The sequence below is a fragment of the Nocardia otitidiscaviarum genome, assembly GCF_007362295.1.
GTDB classification, from domain to species: Bacteria; Actinomycetota; Actinomycetes; order Mycobacteriales; family Mycobacteriaceae; genus Nocardia; species Nocardia otitidiscaviarum.
On record NZ_CP041695.1, the window covers coordinates 5,153,308 to 5,171,991 of the forward strand.

General features: G+C 69.3%; 18 protein-coding genes and 1 pseudogene. 8 read left to right on the plus strand and 11 right to left on the minus strand.

All coding sequences use genetic code 11. The features are described 5' to 3' along the window. Positions 1–25: 25 nt before the first annotated feature. Entirely contained in the window at positions 26–838 is an 813-nt protein-coding gene (locus tag FOH10_RS23065) for an Fpg/Nei family DNA glycosylase (protein ID WP_143982286.1), read from the minus strand. Between the two features lie 105 nt (positions 839–943). Further along, positions 944–1,417: a ribose-5-phosphate isomerase gene (locus FOH10_RS23070; protein WP_029927041.1), complete on the minus strand. Its 474-nt coding sequence runs from the start codon at positions 1,415–1,417 to the stop codon at positions 944–946. A gap of 203 nt (positions 1,418–1,620) precedes the next feature. Here FOH10_RS23070 and FOH10_RS23075 point away from each other — a divergent pair. Beyond that, positions 1,621–2,505: pseudogene (locus FOH10_RS23075) on the plus strand (M48 family metallopeptidase); the annotation flags it as partial. 520 nt (positions 2,506–3,025) lie between these two features. On the opposite strand, the gene FOH10_RS23080 reads toward FOH10_RS23075, so the two are convergent. After that, positions 3,026–3,694: a mycothiol-dependent nitroreductase Rv2466c family protein gene (locus FOH10_RS23080; RefSeq protein WP_143982287.1), complete on the minus strand. Its 669-nt coding sequence runs from the start codon at positions 3,692–3,694 to the stop codon at positions 3,026–3,028. A gap of 125 nt (positions 3,695–3,819) precedes the next feature. Between FOH10_RS23080 and FOH10_RS23085 the strand changes: the two genes are divergently transcribed. The 3 genes from FOH10_RS23085 to FOH10_RS23095 all read left to right on the plus strand — a co-directional run bounded on the left by FOH10_RS23085 (position 3,820) and on the right by FOH10_RS23095 (position 6,895). Next, entirely contained in the window at positions 3,820–5,040 is a 1,221-nt protein-coding gene (locus tag FOH10_RS23085; RefSeq protein WP_143982288.1) for an NAD(P)/FAD-dependent oxidoreductase, read from the plus strand. A 106-nt stretch (positions 5,041–5,146) separates the two neighbouring features. Next, positions 5,147–5,548 (plus strand): YciI family protein, encoded by a 402-nt coding sequence (locus tag FOH10_RS23090; protein ID WP_143982289.1) that lies wholly within the window; start codon positions 5,147–5,149, stop codon positions 5,546–5,548. Positions 5,549–5,560: 12 nt separating this feature from the next. Continuing rightward, on the plus strand, positions 5,561–6,895 hold the full coding sequence (locus tag FOH10_RS23095) for an RNA polymerase sigma factor (RefSeq protein ID WP_143982290.1): 1,335 nt from the start codon (positions 5,561–5,563) through the stop codon (positions 6,893–6,895). A gap of 8 nt (positions 6,896–6,903) precedes the next feature. Here FOH10_RS23095 and FOH10_RS23100 read toward each other — a convergent pair whose 3' ends face one another. Beyond that, positions 6,904–7,836, minus strand: coding sequence for an AraC family transcriptional regulator (locus tag FOH10_RS23100; RefSeq protein ID WP_221937857.1), 933 nt, complete (start codon positions 7,834–7,836; stop codon positions 6,904–6,906). A gap of 121 nt (positions 7,837–7,957) precedes the next feature. Between FOH10_RS23100 and FOH10_RS23105 the strand changes: the two genes are divergently transcribed. Further along, complete coding sequence (locus tag FOH10_RS23105; protein WP_143982291.1) at positions 7,958–8,641, plus strand: NAD(P)H oxidoreductase; 684 nt, start codon at positions 7,958–7,960, stop codon at positions 8,639–8,641. A gap of 59 nt (positions 8,642–8,700) precedes the next feature. Here FOH10_RS23105 and FOH10_RS23110 read toward each other — a convergent pair whose 3' ends face one another. Then, on the minus strand, positions 8,701–9,534 hold the full coding sequence (locus FOH10_RS23110) for a phosphoribosylaminoimidazolesuccinocarboxamide synthase (protein WP_244961340.1): 834 nt from the start codon (positions 9,532–9,534) through the stop codon (positions 8,701–8,703). A 120-nt stretch (positions 9,535–9,654) separates the two neighbouring features. Here FOH10_RS23110 and pepN point away from each other — a divergent pair, with 120 nt between their 5' ends. Continuing rightward, entirely contained in the window at positions 9,655–12,243 is a 2,589-nt protein-coding gene (gene pepN, locus FOH10_RS23115; protein WP_143982293.1) for an aminopeptidase N, read from the plus strand. A 261-nt stretch (positions 12,244–12,504) separates the two neighbouring features. Here the strand turns inward: pepN and FOH10_RS23125 are convergent, their stop codons facing one another. Both FOH10_RS23125 and FOH10_RS23130 read right to left on the minus strand, forming a co-directional pair. Continuing rightward, positions 12,505–13,122 (minus strand): pyridoxamine 5'-phosphate oxidase family protein, encoded by a 618-nt coding sequence (locus FOH10_RS23125; RefSeq protein ID WP_143982294.1) that lies wholly within the window; start codon positions 13,120–13,122, stop codon positions 12,505–12,507. A 79-nt stretch (positions 13,123–13,201) separates the two neighbouring features. After that, entirely contained in the window at positions 13,202–13,747 is a 546-nt protein-coding gene (locus tag FOH10_RS23130) for a carboxymuconolactone decarboxylase family protein (protein ID WP_143982295.1), read from the minus strand. 229 nt (positions 13,748–13,976) lie between these two features. Here FOH10_RS23130 and FOH10_RS23135 point away from each other — a divergent pair, with 229 nt between their 5' ends. Next, a complete protein-coding gene (locus tag FOH10_RS23135) occupies positions 13,977–14,579 on the plus strand; it encodes a ClpP family protease (protein WP_143982296.1) in 603 nt (200 codons plus the stop codon). Next, positions 14,576–15,163 carry a ClpP family protease gene (locus FOH10_RS23140; RefSeq protein ID WP_143982297.1) on the plus strand — a complete coding sequence of 196 codons (588 nt, stop codon included), beginning with the start codon at positions 14,576–14,578 and terminating at the stop codon, positions 15,161–15,163. Before FOH10_RS23135 ends, FOH10_RS23140 begins: the two co-directional genes overlap by 4 nt. 262 nt (positions 15,164–15,425) lie before the next feature. On the opposite strand, the gene FOH10_RS23145 is transcribed toward FOH10_RS23140, so the two are convergent. From FOH10_RS23145 to FOH10_RS23160, 4 genes are all read right to left on the minus strand, one after another. Continuing rightward, on the minus strand, positions 15,426–15,911 hold the full coding sequence (locus FOH10_RS23145; RefSeq protein ID WP_143982298.1) for a helix-turn-helix domain-containing protein: 486 nt from the start codon (positions 15,909–15,911) through the stop codon (positions 15,426–15,428). A 241-nt stretch (positions 15,912–16,152) separates the two neighbouring features. Continuing rightward, positions 16,153–16,596 carry a DUF5130 domain-containing protein gene (locus FOH10_RS23150; RefSeq protein ID WP_244961341.1) on the minus strand — a complete coding sequence of 148 codons (444 nt, stop codon included), beginning with the start codon at positions 16,594–16,596 and terminating at the stop codon, positions 16,153–16,155. 10 nt (positions 16,597–16,606) lie between these two features. Continuing rightward, entirely contained in the window at positions 16,607–16,885 is a 279-nt protein-coding gene (gene ctaJ, locus FOH10_RS23155; RefSeq protein WP_029927022.1) for an aa3-type cytochrome oxidase subunit CtaJ, read from the minus strand. Between the two features lie 77 nt (positions 16,886–16,962). After that, a complete protein-coding gene (locus FOH10_RS23160; protein WP_244962113.1) occupies positions 16,963–18,555 on the minus strand; it encodes a glycoside hydrolase family 13 protein in 1,593 nt (530 codons plus the stop codon). Positions 18,556–18,684 lie beyond the last annotated feature (129 nt).

Genomic DNA, 18,684 nt, shown 5'->3' on the forward strand with positions numbered 1-18,684 from the left:
GTCGGGACACGATCACCAGCGAACGTCAGCTGGGCTGGCACCCCGGACACCAGAACAGGTTTCGGCCCTCCATGACCGAATGCAGGACGGTGGTTCCGCACAGGCGGCAGGGTTCGCCCTGGCGGCGGTAGACGTAGGTGCGGGGTTTGTCGGGGGCGTAGGCCGGAGCGCCGTGATCGTGTTCGCGGCGGACCACGACGATCTTGCCGCGGCGCACGCCGACCTTCAGCAGGTCGCACAGGTCCGACCACAGGTCATCCCAGTCCTCGGCGGTCAGCTTCACACCGGGACGGTGGGGTGAGATGCCGTGCCGGAAGAGGACTTCGGCGCGGTAGACGTTGCCGACTCCGGCGATCACCTTCTGGTCCATGAGCAGTGCGCCGATGGGGCGCTGGGAGCGGCGGATGCGGTGCCAGGCGCGGTCGGGGTCGGCGTCGCGGCGCAGCGGGTCGGGGCCGAGGCGGGCGGTGAGCGCGTCCACCTCGGGTTCGAGCAGGACCTCGCAGGCGGTGGGGCCGCGCAGGTCGGTGCCGTAGGGCTCGCCGCTGCGGCCCGCACCGACCAGACGCATGCGGACCTCGCCGACCGGATCGCCGAGGGGCAGCGGAGATTCGGTGAACTTGCCGTAGAGGCCCAGGTGCACGTGGACGACCAGACCCGAATCGTAGTGGTGCAGCAGGTGTTTGCCCCAGGCATCGGCCTTGGTCAACACCTGGCCGTCGACCAGCGCCGCGCCCTCGGCGAACCGGCCCTGTGGGCTCGACACGCGCACCACTCCCCCGGCGAAACGCTTGTGGTGCGATCTCGCCAACCGATGCAGCGTATGCCCTTCAGGCACGGGTGATTCGGGTCCTCTCCTGGATATCCGACGGCAAAGGTCAGCGTCGTCGCCGGGCAGCCGGTTACGCGCCCCTCCGAGCGAAGGGGCGCGCGGTCGGCGGGCTCAGTACGCGGGCACCTCGGGCGCGACGCCGGTCTTCTCGTACTCCGCCAGTATGTCGATGCGGCGCTGGTGGCGCTCCTCCTCCGACCACGGGGTGGCGAGGAAGGCGTCCACGATGGCGAGCGCCTCCTCGGTGCTGTGCATGCGGCCGCCGATGCCGATCAGCTGGGCGTTGTTGTGCTGACGGGCCAGCTGCGCGGTCTCCACGCTCCAGGCCAGGGCGCAGCGAGCGCCCGGCACCTTGTTGGCGGCGATCTGCTCGCCATTGCCGCTGCCGCCGAACACCAGGCCCAGGCTGCCCGGATCCGCGACCGTGCGGCGGGCGGCCTCGATGCAGAAGGCCGGGTAGTCGTCGAGAGCGTCGTACTCGAGCGCACCGCAGTCGACGACCTCGTGACCGGCCGCCCGCAGGTGTTCCTTGACGTGGTTCTTCAGTTCGAAGCCGGCATGATCGGCACCCAGGTATACGCGCATGGCTGCGATTGTGTCAGGCCGCCCGGAGCCGACGCGCCCGGGGATGACCCGCCCGCTGGACCGACCGGCCGCCGGCAGGACTGCCTAAAGTTCAGCCCATGACGTCCGATGATCGACCGCAGTCGATGCCAGCGCCACCGGATGCCGGGGGCGCGACACCGCCGACCACCCCGCACCCGGCCGCGTGGAATCCGGTCACCGGGATGGCCGGGTGGGATCCCAAGGTCGGTCCGCCCGGTTGGGCCCCGCAGACCGGGTACTCGCCGCCGCAGGTTCCGCCGCACGACGGGACGCGCGGCCTCTCGCCGTTCGGCATGCCCGCCCGGCACAGCTGGGAGATACCGCTGCTGGTGATCGTGGTGGTGCTGACCAGCTTCGCGTACCTCTTCTCGATTCTGTTCCTGCTGGTCGGGGCGATCAACGAGTACGTGCTGATCCTGCTGACCGCGCCGGTGCTGCTGTGGCTCGGCCGTGGCATGAACTACGCGACCATGCGGCTCAACGCCGTGAAGATGTCGCCCACCCAGTTCCCCGAGGGGTACCGGATGGTGCAGGAGGCGGCCGCCCGGTTCGGGATGACCCAGGTGCCGGACGCCTACGTGCTGCTCGGCAATGGCGCCATCAACGCCTTCGCCTCCGGGCACGGATTCCGGCGGTTCGTCGTGGTCTACAGCGACCTGTTCGAAATCGGCGGCAAGGCCCGCGATCCCGAGGGGCTGGCCTTCATCATCGGCCACGAGGTGGGGCATATCGCCGCGGGGCATGTGTCCTATTGGCGGCAGCTCGGCATGTTCCTGGTGCCGTTCCTGCCGATCCTCGGCAACTCGCTCATCCGCTCGCAGGAGTACACCGCCGACAATCACGGCTACTGCAACCGGCACACCGGCGCTCCCGGGGCCATGCAGACCCTCGCCGCGGGCAAATACCTCAACGCACTGGTCGGCTTCGACGAAATGGCCGACCGCGCCGCCCAGGAGAAGGGCTTCATGGTGTGGATCGTCAACGCCATGTCCAGCCACCCCGTGCTGACCTGGCGCATGTGGGCCCTGCGGGACCGCAGCCGCCACGGCAGGCTCTTCCTCCGCCCCACCCCGCCGAACCACCACGGCCCCATGGTCGGGGCCACACCGACCGGCGGCCACCCGACCCCGCCGTACGGCGGCTACCCAACCGGCGGCTACAGGCCGTCGCCGATCGCCACGGGCTATCCGCCACTCCCCGCGACCGGCCACCCGCAGGGCCCCATGGCCAGTAGCAGCCAGCAGGCCCACATCACCGGCGGCTACCAGCGGCCCAGCACCGGCGCGTACCCGCAGGCCCCGACCACCGGTGGTTATCCGCTCCCACCCACGGTGAGCGACCGACCTGCCGGACCGAGCGCCGGATTCCAGCGACCGACCGAGAATCCCTAGGGCACAACGCCACGCCGACCTGTCGGCCGCTCGGCCCGGCTCCTCCGAACATCGGACCGCTCACACGCCCCGGTACGAAGCATCGCCACCAGGGTTCACAACCCGCTCTCCGTGTGCGTGTCCGACACGGTGCGGCCGGGGGTAGCAGCGGATATGTTCACGGCCGAGCGGTGCGCTGTGCTCAGCGGTGTGCCCGTCAGTCGAAGACCGGGTCCTCGGTGCGGGTGCGCTTCAGTTCGAAGAAGTGCGGGTACGAGGCGAGGGCGACGACGCCGTCCCAGACCTTGCCCGCCTCCTCGCCGCGCGGGATGCGGGAGAGCACCGGGCCGAAGAAGGCCACATCGTTGACGTGGATGGTGGGGGTGCCGACATCCTTGCCGACCTTGTCCATGCCCGCGTGGTGGCTGGCGCGCAGGGCCTCGTCGTAGTCGGTGGAGGTGGCAGCTGCGGCCAGTTCGGCGGGCAGCCCCACCTCGGTGAGCGCGTCGGCGATCACGGCCTCGAGGGTGGCCGCGGTGGATTCCCGCTCGTACTCGGCGCGCCGGTCGTGGATGCGGGTGCCCATGGCGGTGTAGAGCGGGGCGAGGATCTTGTCGCCGTGATCGCGGGCGGCGGCGATGGCGACGCGGACCGGACCCCAGGCGCTGGCCATCATTTCCCGGTACTGCTCGGGCAGATCATCCCGGCCCTCGTTGAGCACCGCCAGACTCATGACGTGGAAGCGTGCCTCGATATCGCGGACCTGCTCGACCTCGAGGATCCAGCGGGAGGTGATCCAGCACCACGGGCACAGCGGGTCGAACCAGAAGTCGACGGTGTCCTTCTTGCTCACGGGGAAGTCCTTTCGGGGGGCGGGCACGGCCATACCCCAGTGGCAACAATGCGCGATTGTGCCGATATTTCCTCCGAGCGCACACGGATGCGCGTTAGGGTCGGAGGAAGTCCCGTCGTAAACACCCGCAGCATTCGCGTCGCAGGGAGGTGTCGGCATTGACCACAGCATCCAGGTTCGTCATCGCAGGCGGGGGGCTGGCGGCGGCCAAGCTCGCGGAAGCCCTGCGCGCCAACGATTTCGACGGCACGGTGACCCTCATCAGCGCCGAGGAGCATCTGCCCTACGAGCGACCACCGCTGTCCAAAGAGCATCTGCTGGGTAAGAAGTCGCTGCCCGACTTCACCGTGGACCCGGCGTCGTGGTACCGCGACCACCACATCGAGGTCATGCTCGGCACCACCGTCACCGCCATCGACCGCACCACCAAAACCGTTGCGCTGCCGGATGGTACGACACTCCCCTACGACAAGCTGGCGCTGGCCACCGGCTCCCGCCCGCGCAAGCTGCCGGTGCCGGGCATGGATGCCGAGGGCGTGCACACGCTGCGCCACATCGAGGATTCCGACACGCTGCTGTCGCTGTTCGGTTCGGCGGGCAGACTGGCCGTGATCGGCGGCGGCTGGATCGGTCTCGAGGTCACCGCGGCCGCCCGCAATGCCGGAGTCGAGGTCACGCTGCTGGAAGCCGAGTCGACCCCACTGAAGGGGGTGCTCGGCCCCGAGATGGGCGAGGTCTTCGCCGACCTGCATCGCGCGCACGGCGTCGACCTGCGCACCGAGGTACGGGTCGCGGAGATTCTCACCGCCGACGGCAAGGCCACCGGGGTGCGGCTGGCCGACGACACCCGCATCGACGCCGACGCCGTCCTCGTCGCGGTGGGCGCGCGCCCGAATATCGAACTCGCCGCCGACGCCGGACTCCCCACCGAGAGCGGGGTGCTGGTGGACGAGAGCCTGGCCACGGGCGACCCGGATATCGTGGCCGTCGGCGATATCGCCGATCAGCAGCATCCGGTGCTCGGGCGGCGGATCCGGGTGGAGCACTGGGCGAATGCCCTCAACCAGCCCGCGGTCGCGGCCAAGACCATGCTCGGCAGATCGGCCGTCTACGACCGGCTGCCCTACTTCTTCACCGATCAGTACGACCTCGGCATGGAGTACACCGGGTACGTGGCGCCGCGGCAGGAAGCGCGGGTGGTGGTGCGCGGCGATGTGGGCACGCGCGAGTTCGTCGCCTGCTGGCTCGACAGCGCCGATCGCGTGCTGGCCGGAATGAATGTGAACGTCTGGGACGTGACCGATCGCATCAAGGAATTGATCCTGAGCGGCGAACCGGTCGATCCGGACCGTCTCGCCGACCCGGCGTCACCACTGTGACCATCGTCACGACACGCGGCGGCGAAGTGTGTCGAGATCGCGGGTGCGGCTCCGACCCACCCACGAGAGCGCCCGCCGGGGGCGCGTCGAATCGAGGAGCCGAGCCATGAAGTACATGCTGATCAAGACCCATACCGCGGCCGCGTACTGCGACACCGCCATGTCCGAGTGGACGCCGGAGGAGATCGCCGCGCATATCGCGTTCCAGCAGACGCTCGGCGAGGAGCTGGCCAAATCCGGCGAACTGGTCGACGCCCAGGGGCTGGCGGGCCCGGACGAGGCGCGGATCGTCAGCTCCGACGGGCGCTCGGCCCCGGTCGTGACCGACGGCCCGTTCCCGGAGTCCAAGGAATTCCTGGCCGGGTACTGGCTGGTGGACGTGGACAGTCCCGAGCGCGCCGTCGAGATCGCCGCCAAGGCGTCGGCCGCACCCGGACCGGGCGGCAAGCCGATCGGTGAGTACATCGAGGTGCGGGCGGTCATGAGCGCACCCGCCACCGACGCCTGACCGCTGTTCACCATGAGCCCGAAGACACCCGAGCGCCACTCGAATCCACGCTCGGGTCAACGGGTTTCGAGCGGCGTCGACCCCGAGGTCGAGGACCTGCTGCGTGAGTTCGCACCGCAGGTCCTCGGCATCCTGGTGCGCCGCTACGGGGATTTCGACTCCGCCGAGGACGCCGTGCAGGAGGCGCTGCTCGCGGCCGCACTGCAATGGCCCGACGAGGGTGTGCCGGAGCATCCGCGCGCCTGGCTCGTCCAGGTGGCTCAGCGGCGGCTGGTGGACACCGTGCGCGCCGAGGTCGCGCGCCGACAGCGCGAGAGCACCACCGCTTTTCGGGAAGCAGCCACCACGGTCGAGGCCGGGGCGGCCGCCGGGGACGACAGTCTCACCCTGTTCTTCCTGTGCTGTCACCCGGCGCTCCCACCGGCCGGTTCCATCGCTCTCACGCTGCGCGCGGTCGGCGGCCTGACCACCGCCGAGATAGCGCACGCCTTCCTGGTCCCGGAAGCCACCATGGCGCAACGCATCGCCCGTGCCAAGAAGAAACTCGGCGGTGTCGACCGCCCCTTCGCCATGCCCGCCGACGATGATCCGGCACAGGCCGCGCGGGACTGGCGGGACCGGCTCGGTTCCGTTCTGCGCGTGCTCTATCTGATGTTCACCGAGGGCCACACCACGACGGCCGGGCCGCAGATCCGCCGGGGCGATCTGGCCGCGGAGGCCATCCGGCTGACCCGCGCCGTCCACCGGCAGCTACCCGACGACCCCGAGGTCACCGGCCTGCTGGCACTGATGCTGCTCACCGATGCCCGCCGGGCCGCCCGCTCCGGCCCGAGCGGTGAGCTCGTCCCGCTCGCCGAGCAGGACCGCACCCGCTGGGACCGCGACATGATCGCCGAGGGCATGCGGCTGGCGACCCGTGCGGTCGGCGCCGGCCTGCGCGGGCCGTATCGGATCCAGGCCGCCATCGCCGCTCTGCACGCCCAGGCCCGCCGCGCCGAGGACACCGACTGGGAGCGGATCCTGCTGCTGTACAACACACTCGACGCGATCGCCCCCAACCCCATGGTGACCCTCAACCGCGCCGTCGCCACCGCCATGGTGCACGGCCCGGCGGCCGGACTCGCCATGGCCGCGCCCCTCGACCGCACCCTCACCGACACCCACCGCCTCGCCGCCGTGCGCGGCCACCTCCACGAGATGGCGGGCGATCCGACCGCCGCCATCGCCTGCTACACCACCGCGGCCCGCCGCACCACCAGCCTCCCCGAGCGCGACTACCTGACCCTCCGTGCCGCCCGCCTCCGCCAAGAGATGGACACCCGATCAGGGGGAACTGGTTCCCCCTGACCGCGCGGTCACGCGGCGACGGCGGAGCGGAAGGCGGTGGGGCTCATGCCTCGGTAACGTTTGAAGGCGGCGCTGAAGCCGAAGGGGTCGGCGTAGCCGACGGACTTGGCGACCTGGGCTACGGTGAAGTCGGTGCCGGTGAGGAGGTCCTCGGCCTCGTCCATGCGGTACTCGGTGAGGTAGCCCAGTGGCGGACGGCCCATGAGTTCGGTGAAGCGTTTGGCGAACAGGGCGCGGGAGACTCCGGCGCGCGCGGCGAGCGAGGCGACCGTCCAGGGGGCGGCGGGGCTGGCGTGCATGGCTTGCAGCGCCGGAGCGATTACGGGGTCGGACAGTCCTCGATAGAGGGTGGGCGCTTGCGCTCCCGCCTGGTCGAACCAGGTGCAGAGGGTGCAGACCAGCGCCCAGTCGAGCAGCCGGTCCATGATCGCGGCGGAACCGGCCGGGCGCGCGGCGCACTCCTTGGCGGCGGATTCCATCCAATCGCAGGTCTCGGCGTCCTCGCGCACCACCAGGACCGGCGGCAGCGCCCGGAGCAGGCGGTCGTGTCGGCGACCGTTGGCACGGTACGCGCCGACGATGAGCGCGGTCGCCTCGGGAGATTCCGCGCCCCAGTGGATTCCGCTCAGCTCCTCGGCGTCGCATTCGGCTTCCGCGGCGAAGCAGGCGATTTCGTACTCCACGTGTGGCCGCCGCAGTGATGCGACATCGTCGACGAGGTGGAAGACCTCGGGACCGCGCACGATGACGGTGTCGCCCTTGCTCACTCGCGTCTCACTGCCATCGCCCAGCACCAGGGTGCCGCCGCCGCGCAATACGGTCACCATGGTGAGCGGGGCGCGGTCGGCGAAGCGAATGGTCCACGGTGCTTCCAGCACCGCGTGGCTGACCACCGACCCCTCCGCGCGAATGCCGTTCAGGAGTGAACTCACCGGATCCATGCCCACCAGAGTAGACGAACTCCTATCCTTTGAAGCGTATCTCCCATGGATCGTCCATTCGATCACCGGTTGACTGGTGGTACCGCAAGAGAGATTCACCCCATCAGTCAGGAGAGATCCCGTGCAGCACAACGGTAGTGACACCACTCGCACCGCCCTGGTCGTCATCGCGCACCACCGCTCCGATTCGCTCACCGCGCACATCGCCCGCCGCACCACCGCACAGCTGGAGGCGGACGGCTACCGCATCGACCTGCTCGACCTGCACGCCGAGGGCTTCGACCCGCGCATGAACACCGAGGACCAGCCCGACTGGGGCAATCGTGACAAGCCCTACTCGACCGAGACGCAGCGGCATATGCAGCGGATTCTGGACGCCGACGTCGTGGTCGCGGTGTTCCCCGTGTACTGGCAGAGCGTGCCCGCCATCCTCAAGGGCTGGATCGACCGCGTCTGGAACTACGGCTTCGCCTACGGCCGCAGCAAGCCCCGACTGGCGGGCAAGCGCATCCTGTGGCTGGGTCTCGGCGGCATCTCCGCCGAGGATCCCATGGTGGCGGATATGGAAGCCGCTCTCGACACCCAGCTCAGCGCGGGTATCGCCTATTACTGCGGCTTCTCCTTCTCCAAGGTCGGCCTGCTCCCCGACGCCGAGGAGCGCCGCCAGACCCTGGATGCCGAGGGCAACCTGGCCATCAGCGACGTCGCCGTGGGCGAGGCTCGCCGCGCCCAGTACGACGCCCTGGAGCGGCGCGCGGCGAACTACGTGGAGGAATTCCTCGCCGCCGACCGCGTGCCCGCCTGATCGCGGACGAGGGTTCTCGCCGTCGGCCAGGCACCCGTCACCGGAGATCCGGCGGACTGTCAGCTCACGCCCGTCCAGGTCTCGCCGGTGACGAGTTCGTACGCCTGCTGGTACTTGGCGCGGGTCGCCGCGACGATATCGGCGGGGATCTCCGGGCCCGGGTACTCCTTGTTCCAGCCGGTGGAGGTGGACCAGTCGCGGACGAACTGCTTGTCGAAGGAGGGCTGGGGGCGGCCGGGGGCGTACTCGTCAGCGGGCCAGAAGCGCGACGAGTCGGAGGTGAGCACCTCGTCGCCGAGGGTGAGAACGTCACCGTCCCAACCCCATTCGAGCTTGGTGTCGGCGATGATCACGCCCCGCGAGGCCGCGTGCTCGGCGCCGCGCGCGTACACGTCCAGGGTCAGGTCGCGCAGCCGCTCCGCGACCTGCCTGCCCTCCTGGTTCACCACATCGTCGAAGGTGATGAACTCGTCGTGGCCCTCATCGGCCTTGGTGGTCGGAGTGAAGATGGGCTCGGGCAGCTTGTCGCCCTCCACCAGCCCGGGCGGCAGCGCCACCCCCGACACCGATCCGGTGCGCCGGTATTCGGCCAGCCCGGAGCCGGTCAGATAACCCCGGGCGATGCATTCCACCTTGACCATGCTCAGCTTCTTGGCCCGCACCGCGCGGCCCGCGAACTCGGCGGGCACATCGGTGGTGGAGATCAGGTGGTTGGGCACATCGGCGAAGAACCGGAACCACCAGTTCGACAGCTGGGTCAGCAGCGCGCCCTTCTCCGGGATCGGAGTGGGCAGCACCACGTCGTACACCGACACCCGGTCGGAGGCGACCAGGATCAGCTCATCGCCGTCCTCGTACAGGTCGCGCACCTTACCGGCGTGGATGTGCTTCACTGACTCCTCCTCGTACTGGGGTCGCCGGGACATCCGAATGTCCACGTGGGCCGACCGACACCCTACCGAGGTGGCATTCTGGGCATCGGCACAGTCCTGGCGAACGACGAAGGAGTCCCCTTGTCCGCACCGAATCTCACCCGGGAACAGGCGATCGAACGCGCCGCGACCATCCGGGTGGAGAACTACCGCGTCGAACTCGACCTGACCGGGCAGCCGACGAGTACCGACGCCGCCGTCGGCGAGACATTCGGCTCGCGGTCGACGGTGACATTCACCGCCACGCCGGGCGCGCGGACCTTCATCGACATCGTGGCCGCCGGGGTCCGCTCGGCCGTGCTCAACGGCACGCCCCTGGATGTGAGCGCCTACGACGAGGAGCAGGGCATCACCCTGCCCGACCTCGCCGAGCGCAACGAACTGGTGGTGGAGGCCGACTGCGTGTACTCGCACACCGGCGAGGGCCTGCACCGCTTCGTCGACCCCACCGACGACAAGGTGTACCTGTACTCGCAGTTCGAGACCGCCGACGCCAAGCGCATGTTCGCGTGCTTCGACCAGCCCGACCTCAAGGCCACCTACGACATCACCGTCACCGCGCCGCAGGACTGGGAGGTCATCTCCAACGGCGCGGTGGTGGACACCCAGCCGACCGGCACGGTGCTGCGGCACACCTTCGCGACCACGCCGCGCATGAGCACCTACCTGGTGGCGCTCATCGCCGGACCGTACGCCAAGTGGACCGACACCTACACCGACGCGCACGGCACCATCCCGCTGGGCATCTACTGCCGCGCCTCGCTGGCCGAATTCATGGACGCCGAGCGGCTTTTCACCGAGACCAAGCAGGGTTTCGGCTTCTATCACGCCAACTTCGGGGTGCCCTACGCCTTCGGCAAGTACGACCAGCTGTTCGTGCCGGAGTTCAACGCCGGCGCCATGGAGAACGCGGGCGCGGTCACCTTCCTCGAGGACTACGTGTTCCGCTCCAAGGTGACCCGTGCCTCCTACGAGCGGCGCTGCGAGACCGTGCTGCACGAGATGGCGCACATGTGGTTCGGCGATCTGGTCACCATGAAGTGGTGGGACGACCTGTGGCTCAACGAGTCCTTCGCCACCTTCGCCTCGGTGCTGTGCCAGTCCGACGCCACCGAGTACACCAATGCCTGGACCACCTTCGCGAATGTGGAGAAGTCCTGGGCGTACCGGCAGGATCAGCTGCCCTCCACACATCCGATCGCCGCCGATATCCCGGACCTGGCCGCGGTGGAGGTGAACTTCGACGGCATCACCTACGCCAAGGGCGCGTCGGTGCTCAAGCAGCTGGTGGCCTATGTCGGGCGGGAGCCGTTCCTGGCGGGCCTGCGCGACTACTTCGCCGAACACGCCTACGGCAACGCCACCTTCGACGATCTGGTGGGTGCGCTGGAGAAGTCGTCCGGACGCGACCTGTCCGACTGGGGCGCGCAGTGGCTCAAGACCACCGGCCTGAACATCCTGCGGCCCGAATTCCAGGTCGAGGACGGCAAGTTCACCTCCTTCACCGTGGTGCAGGAGGGTGCGGAGCCGGGGGCGGGTGAGCGGCGCGTGCACCGCATCGCCATCGGCGTCTACGACGACCGCGACGGAAAGCTGGTGCGCACCAAGCGCGTCGAACTCGATATCGATCCGGCGGCGCGCACCGAGGTGCCGGAGCTGGTCGGCGTGCAGCGCGGGCGGCTGGTGCTGGTCAACGACGACGACCTCACCTACTGCTCGCTGCGGCTGGATCCGGAATCCCTTGCCACCGTGGTGGATCGGATCGCCGATATCGCCGAACCGCTGCCGCGCACGCTGTGCTGGTCGGCGGCCTGGGAGATGACCCGGCAGGCGGAGCTGAAGGCCCGCGACTTCGTGGCGCTGGTGCAGCGCGGCATCGGCGCGGAATCGGAGATCGGGGTGGTGCAGCGGCTGCTCATGCAGGCGCACACCGCGCTGGGCAGCTATGCCGATCCCGCCTGGGCCGAGGCACAGGGCTGGCAGCTGTTCGCCGACCGGCTGCTGGAGCTGGCGCGCGAGGCGCAGCCGGGGTCGGATCACCAGCTGGCCTTCGTCAATGCCCTCACCGGGGCGCTGCTGTCGGCGCACCACACCGAGGTGCTGCGCGAGCTGCTCGACGGCGACCCGGCCACCGTCGGCCTGCCCGGTCTGGCGGTGGACGCCGATCTGCGCTGGCGGCTCGTGCAGGCGCTGGCGGCGGCGGGTGAGATCGACGCCGAGGGCCTCGAATCCCCGGTCATCGACGCGGAATTGGAGCGCGACCCCACCGCCGCGGGCCGCCGCCAGGCCGCCGCCGCGGCCACCGCCCGCCCGCAGGCCGCGGTCAAGGCATCGGCCTGGGAGACCGTGATGGGCGACGACACCGTCCCGAACATCACCGCCCGCGCCATCGTCGGCGGCTTCTCCCCGGTCGGCCAGGCCCAGCTGCTCGCCCCGTACGTGGAGCGCTACTTCGCCGAGGTCGCCTCGGTCTGGGAGCGCCGCTCCAGCGAGGTGGCGCAGACCGTGGTCGTCGGCCTGTACCCGCACTGGGCCATCACGGACGAGGCGGTCGCGGCGGCCGACAAGTTCCTCGCCGGAGAACATCCGCCCGCCCTGCGCCGCCTGGTGCTGGAGGGCAAGGCCGGTATCGAGCGCTCGCTGCGCGCACGGGCGTTCGACGCGCGGTGAGCGGAGCCGCCTCGCGGAGGTGACATCGCACCGCGCCCTCGCCCAGCTGCCGAGCGGTCAGCTGGGCGAGGGGTAGCCAGCCTGCCGACTGTACGATCCGCAACAGCGCCAGCAGTACGCCCACGATCCGCACCCCGAAGGCGGCGGTGATGCCGACCGGCACCGCGAGCGCGTGCCCCGAAACGCTGCGCGCCACCGCGACTTCCGGATCGGCGCTGGCGAACAACAATGGGCGGTAGACGATTGCGGCTGGCGGGCAGGTCAATTCCCGCCCTGCCGCAGCCGCTCGTTCTCCCGTTCCAGCTCCTCGATCCGGGTGCGCAGCTCCCCCAGCGCCGCCGCGACGGCGTCGCGCGGGTACAGCTGGGGAATGTGCTGGCGGCAGTTCCAGTCGAAGGCTTCGACGTCGATGAGCACGGCTCGTTCCACGCGGGCCGGGTAGCCGTCCACGGTGAGGGAGGCGATGAGCTGCGGATCATCTTCCGCCTCCACCACATCCGCGCGGCCGAAGATCTTCAGGCGGGTCTGCGCGGCGTAATCCATCAGGAACAGCGAGACGCGGTCGTCGTGGTCGAGATTGCCGCGGCTGATGTACTGCTTGTTGCCGCGGAAGTCCGCGAAGCCGAGGGTGTGCGCGTCGACCACCTTCAGGAAACCCGGTGGACCGCCGCGATGTTGGATGTACGGCCAGCCGGTCTCGCTCACCGTCGCCAGGTAGAAGCTGCTGCGTTCACCGATGAACCAGGCCTCGTCGGGGCCGATCGCGTCGGGCACCGGCGGCACCGCCGCCATGCGCTCGTAACTGCGCAGGCTGCCGTGTATGCGCTGCTGCTCGCGAACGCGCTCGGTGAACGCTATCTGGCCGTAATGCCCGGTCATCTCATCGACTTTCGTGTTCGGGGTGGATGCGACGCCGACCGGCCCGGACCCCCGCGCGGGTCCGGGCCGGTCGATGGCCTCATTGCTCGTGGTGGCGCACCACCGGCCAGTCGATATCGGTCTCGACCGCCTTGTTGAGGTAGTTGGTGAACACGTTGAGCGCGACATTCGCGATGGTCTCGACGATCTCACCATCGGTGAGCCCGGCGGCCCGGGCGGCCTTCACATCGGCCTCCTCCACACCGCCGCGCGAGCGCACCACCGCGGCGGCGAAGGTCAGCACCGCCGCGGCCTTGGCGTCGGAGGAGCGGCCGTGCCGGTTGGCCTCGATCTCCTCGGCGGTCAGCTTGGCGATATTCGCGCCGATGTAGGAGTGCGCGGAAAGGCAGTAGTCACAACCGTTCTCCTCGGCGACCAGCAGCGCGATCCGCTCCCGGGTGGGGGCGGCCAGCGCACCGCCGCCCAGCGCACCGGAGAAGCCGAGGTAGGCCTCCAGCACGGCGGGGCTGTTGACCATGGCCTTGGTCATGTTCGGGGTGACGCCCAGGGCCTGCTGTACGCCCGCGAGCAGGTCGGCAGCCTTGCCGGTGGCGGACTCGGGCTGGATCAGGGGCAGACGGGACATGACGAAACCTCTTCGTGTAGAGCGCTTTCCGCGCTGTTCGCTGGGGCCTGACCGGACCTTCTAACTGGTCATTGCCATATAGAAGGTTAGAGGCGTTGCGATCATTCCCACTTCGCGAAAAAATCTTTCGAATTTCTGTTCACCCAGCTCAGAGCCTCGCTGCTGTGAGCAGATCTGCCCACGGCAGCAGGACCGGACAGCACGGGCACCCCTGGGGCACGGTGGACCCATGGCACACGACGAGCACACACCGATCTTCAACTGGCACACCCGAGAACGCCTCTTCGCCAAGCGCATCCTGGTACTCGACGGCGCCCTCGACGACGACAACGGCACCCTGCTGATGACGCAGATGCTGCAACTGGCCACCGAGGACCCCGACACCGGGATCGCGCTGTGGATCCACTCGCCGGGCGGATCGGTTCCGTCCATGCTCGCCATCCGCGACGTCATGCGTCTGGTGCCGTGCGAGGTCTCCACCCTGGCGCTCGGATTGGCATGCAGCGCGGGGCAATTCCTGCTCTCCTCCGGCACCCGGGGGCGGCGCTTCGCGCTGCCGCACGCCCGCATCCTCATGCACCAGGGCTCCGCCGGTATCGGCGGCAGCGCGGTGGAGGTGGAGGTGCAGGCCGACGATCTGCGGCACACCGTGCAGACGGTGCTCGGCCTCATCGCCGAGGACACCGGGCAGCCCTACGACCAGATCTACGAGGATTCGCTGCACGACCGGTGGTTCACCGCCGCGCAGGCCCGCGACTACGGATTCATCGACGGCATCGTCGAATCGTTCGGCCAGGTGCTTCCGCAACGACAGAAGGTGGGGATCGCATGACCTCCTACACGATTCCGAATGTCATCGCGCAGCATCCGCGCGGTGAGCGGATCATGGACGTGTACTCGCATCTGCTCACCGAGCGGATCGTCTACCTGGGGACGCCCATCGACTCCGGCGTGGCCAACGCGCTCATCGCGCAGCTGCTGCACCTGGAGGCGGAGAGCCCCGGCCAGGACATCAACCTCTACATCAATTGCGAGGGCGGCGATCTCACCGCCATGCTCGCCATCTACGACACCATGCAGCACATCAGCTCACCCGTGGTGACCACCTGCGTGGGCCAGGCCATCGCGGTCGGCGCGGTGCTGCTCGCCAGCGGCGCACCCGGCCGCCGCTCCATCCTCCCGCACGCCCGGGTGGTCCTGCACCAGCCCGCCGCCCAGGGCCGGGGCACCATCCCCGACCTCATCATCCAGGCCGACGAGCTGGTGCGCATGCGCGCCGAGGTGGAATCCGTCCTGTCCAAGCACACCGGGCGCTCCCCGGAGACCCTCCGCCACGACACCGACCGCGACCGCGTCTTCACACCCGCCGCGGCGGTGGAGTACGGCCTGGTCGACCAGGTGCTCGGCGGCGCGTAGCGCAGGCGCATCGCCGATCGAGGTCGGACCGCGGGCAGATCCCGACCGAGGGTGCGGCTTCGGTCGGGAGACATGGCGTCAGCCGGGACATCACCCGGCTGCACCGAACCACAGGCCGGACCTGACGGCGAGCCGGATCGGCGGCTGGCCGGGTGAGTACGCGAAGCAGCGGGTGCTCCCCAACGGCAGTGTTCGCCGCTGGCGTCAGCGCCGCCGACGCACGCTGCGGACCAGGTCGCGGAAACGTCGAACACCGGACCGATCAGGCGGCGAGGAGGACCAGATTCGGAGTGCTGGCGTAGGGGGTGGCGGACCGGGCGACGTCGGCGGGGCGGATCCGGGTGGCCGAGCGCACCGCCACCGCGCGACGCAGGGTCAGTAGGTCGTCGGCGACCTGTTCGATGAGTCCGGACAGCGAGGTGCCGAGCGCACCCGCCATGGCGGCGATCATCTCGCTCGACGGCTCCTTGCGGCCGCGCTCCACCTCGGAGAGGTACTGCGGCGACACCCCGGCGCGCCCGGCGGTCTCGGCCAGCGTCGTGCCCTGCTCCTGCCGCAGCGCCCGCAGCCGCCGACCGAGCACCTCCCGCCACAGCGGCTCGCGCACCGCCCGCGGTTCCGGTGATGGTCCCGGGCTCGACGCCCCCTCGCCGTACGCACGACGCGGCCGATCATCCCGCCCTCCCGGAATCGCGTGCAGTCGCGGAAGCTCGGTCCGCGGGAACTCGGTGCTCGGCTGCTCGGTCATATTCGGAGCCTACGGCCGAACCATCGCCGCGTGCCCCGCCTCTCTGCTGAGGGCGAACAAACCTCCCGGGCTGGGAGCGGCGGGCACACCGTCGATGCGGGCGACGGATCACCACTCGAAGCCCGATCGCGCCCGCCCCCGGACACACCTCGCGCCCCTTCCGTGTCCGCACAACGAGGGGTGTGCGGACACGGAAGGGGCGCGATGTTCCCCGCGCCGCACACCGCGGCGCCGGTGGAAACTAGACGCGGCCGATGGCGGCGGCCATCACCCGGATGGCGGAGACCAGGCCGTCGATGAGGTCGCCCTGACGGCAGGAGCTCAGGGCGGCGGTGGCGCCGAGCTGGCAGACGCGGTCGTTGGCCCGCTCCGCCACCTCGCGGCCGGACCGCACCTCGACGGACTTGGCATTGGGGTCGACGGCGATGAGCACCGAACGCGCGGCTTCCGGGGTGGTCGGGAACAGCGCGTCCACGCCGGCGGCGGCATCGGGGCCGAGATCACCGATGTAGACGTTGAACCGCACCTTGGTGGCACGGGTGGCGTCGGTGAGGGCATTGTCCATGAGCAGCCGCTCGTGGTCGCTGAACGGCACCTCGTTGAAGACGTCGCCCGCCTCGTGCACGCCGGACACCCGTCCGCTGCTGGTGATGGCGTAGCCGTGCGGGAGATCGGCCTCGTTCACCGCGGGCCAATTAGAACTTGCCACTTGCCCGGCCTCCGATCAGGTCCGCGTCGGCGGATTCGATTGCAGCATGATTGCCATGCGACTCGGCAGTATCGTGGTGACCCGCTCCGGTCACCTCGTCGGTCGCGCTCCACAGCACCGGGCCCTGGGTCCAGGTGTCACCGAGCTCGAAATGCTCCGGCTTCTTACCGGGGAGCGGCTTGCCGAGAAACGACAAACCAGCGATCACCAGATAGATCGCCAACGGGATGCCGACAAAGATCAGCACTGTCTGGAGAATGCTCACGGCTCAACGGTAGACGATGCTTCCGACGCTGCCGACGAGCGGTGAGCGTGTTCACCTACGTGTCGTCGTAGAACGGCTCACACCAGCCACGCGGTCGAATTTGCTGGAAGTTTCCTGGCGGAAATCGGCGCGCTCGCCAACAACACCTCGCCGGCGGGCAGCGTGATCGGGGCGTCCGTGCCGTTGAGCACGCACACCAGCCCCCCGTCCCGCCGGAAGGCCAGACATCCGGGTGGCGCGCCGTACCACTCGATTCCCATACCGGCGAACTCCGGCCGACCGGCCCGCAATTCGATGGCCATCCGGTACAGCGACAGCATGGAGTCGAGCCGCTCCAACTGGTTCTCCACCGTCAGCCCGGCCCAGCTCGCGGGCATGGGCAGCCAGGGCCGCCCGGTACTGAAGCCGAAATTCGGCGGCGCGCCCTCCCACGGCAGCGGTACCCGGCACCCGTCGCGTCCCCGCACGGTGCGCCCGGACCGCTCCCACGCCGGATCCTGCAACGCCTCATCCGGCAGATCGTCCACATTCGGCAGTCCCAGCTCGGACCCGTTGTAGACGAACACCGAACCCGGCAGCGCCAATTCGAGCATCATCATGGCCCGCGCCCGCGCCTGTCCGAGCCCGCCGCCGCCGTAGCGGGTCACCTCGCGCTCGATATCGTGATTGGACAGCGTCCAGGTGGGCGTGGCACCGACCGCCGCCACGGCGGCCAGCGAATTGTCCACGGCCGCATGGATCTTCGCCACGTCGAAGGGCGTCTCCGCCAAGCGGAAGTTGAAGGCCAGATGTAGCTCGTCCGGGCGTACGTATTCCCCGAAACGGGTGTTGTCGTCCACCCAGACCTCACCGATGGCCACCGCGTCCGGGTACTCGTCCATCACCTTGCGCAGGCGACGGTGGATCTCGTGCACGCCCGGATCGTTGAAGCGCGGATCACTGTCGTCGTGCACCAGCATGCGGGTGTCGACATGCGCCATATCGGGCAAACCCTCCGGTTTGGCCATGCCGTGGGCGACATCGATGCGGAACCCGTCCACGCCGCGGTCCAGCCAGAACCGCACGGTCCGCTCGAAGTCGGCGGCCACCTCTTCGTTCCCCCAGTTCAGATCCGGCTGTTCGGGCGCGAAGATGTGCAGGTACCACTGTCCCGGCCGACCATCGGGTTCGGTGATCCGCGTCCAGGCCGGACCGCCGAAGACGCTCGGCCAATTGTTCGGCGGCACAGCACCGTCCGGGCCGCGGCCGTCACGAAAGAGGTAGCGGTCGCGCTCGGGACTGCCCGGCCCCGCCGCCACCGCGGCCTGGAACCACGGATGCCGGTCACTGGTGTGATTGGGCACCAGGTCCATGGTGACGCGGATCTGCCGGAAGTGTGCCTCGTGGATCACCGCGTCCAGGGCGTCCAGTCCGCCGAAGAGTGGGTCGATATCGCGCGGATCGGAGACGTCGTACCCCCCGTCGGCCATGGGCGAGCGCATGACCGGGCAGATCCACAGCGCGTCGACGCCGAGGAGCTCCAGATATCCGAGCTTCTCCCGCAATCCGCCCAGATCACCCACGCCGTCACCGTTGGAATCCGCGAAGGAACGCGGATACACCTGGTAGAACACCGCCGATCGCCACCACGGGTCGACCGAGGCGTCTCCGGGACCCGACACCGCCGAAATGTCTGTCACAGCCCGTAGTGTGCCAAAGCGGACCGACTCGCGCTGGCGTGTCGCCCACACTTGACGAGATTCAGCAAATGATCAGTTGACAGCGCAACCCACCGGAAAGGCTCAGGGCTCCAAGGGCTT

Excerpts from the sequence above, each read along its gene's own strand:
- FOH10_RS23070 (WP_029927041.1), bottom strand. The coding sequence starts at position 1,417 with ATGCGCGTATACCTGGGTGCCGATCATGCCGGCTTCGAACTGAAGAAC.
- FOH10_RS23080 (WP_143982287.1), bottom strand. The coding sequence starts at position 3,694 with ATGGCCGTGCCCGCCCCCCGAAAGGACTTCCCCGTGAGCAAGAAGGAC.
- FOH10_RS23090 (WP_143982289.1), top strand. The coding sequence starts at position 5,147 with ATGAAGTACATGCTGATCAAGACCCATACCGCGGCCGCGTACTGCGAC.
- FOH10_RS23095 (WP_143982290.1), top strand. The coding sequence starts at position 5,561 with ATGAGCCCGAAGACACCCGAGCGCCACTCGAATCCACGCTCGGGTCAA.
- FOH10_RS23100 (WP_221937857.1), bottom strand. The coding sequence starts at position 7,836 with ATGGATCCGGTGAGTTCACTCCTGAACGGCATTCGCGCGGAGGGGTCG.
- FOH10_RS23125 (WP_143982294.1), bottom strand. The coding sequence starts at position 13,122 with ATGACCGGGCATTACGGCCAGATAGCGTTCACCGAGCGCGTTCGCGAG.
- FOH10_RS23130 (WP_143982295.1), bottom strand. The coding sequence starts at position 13,747 with ATGTCCCGTCTGCCCCTGATCCAGCCCGAGTCCGCCACCGGCAAGGCT.
- FOH10_RS23135 (WP_143982296.1), top strand. The coding sequence starts at position 13,977 with ATGGCACACGACGAGCACACACCGATCTTCAACTGGCACACCCGAGAA.
- FOH10_RS23140 (WP_143982297.1), top strand. The coding sequence starts at position 14,576 with ATGACCTCCTACACGATTCCGAATGTCATCGCGCAGCATCCGCGCGGT.
- FOH10_RS23145 (WP_143982298.1), bottom strand. The coding sequence starts at position 15,911 with ATGACCGAGCAGCCGAGCACCGAGTTCCCGCGGACCGAGCTTCCGCGA.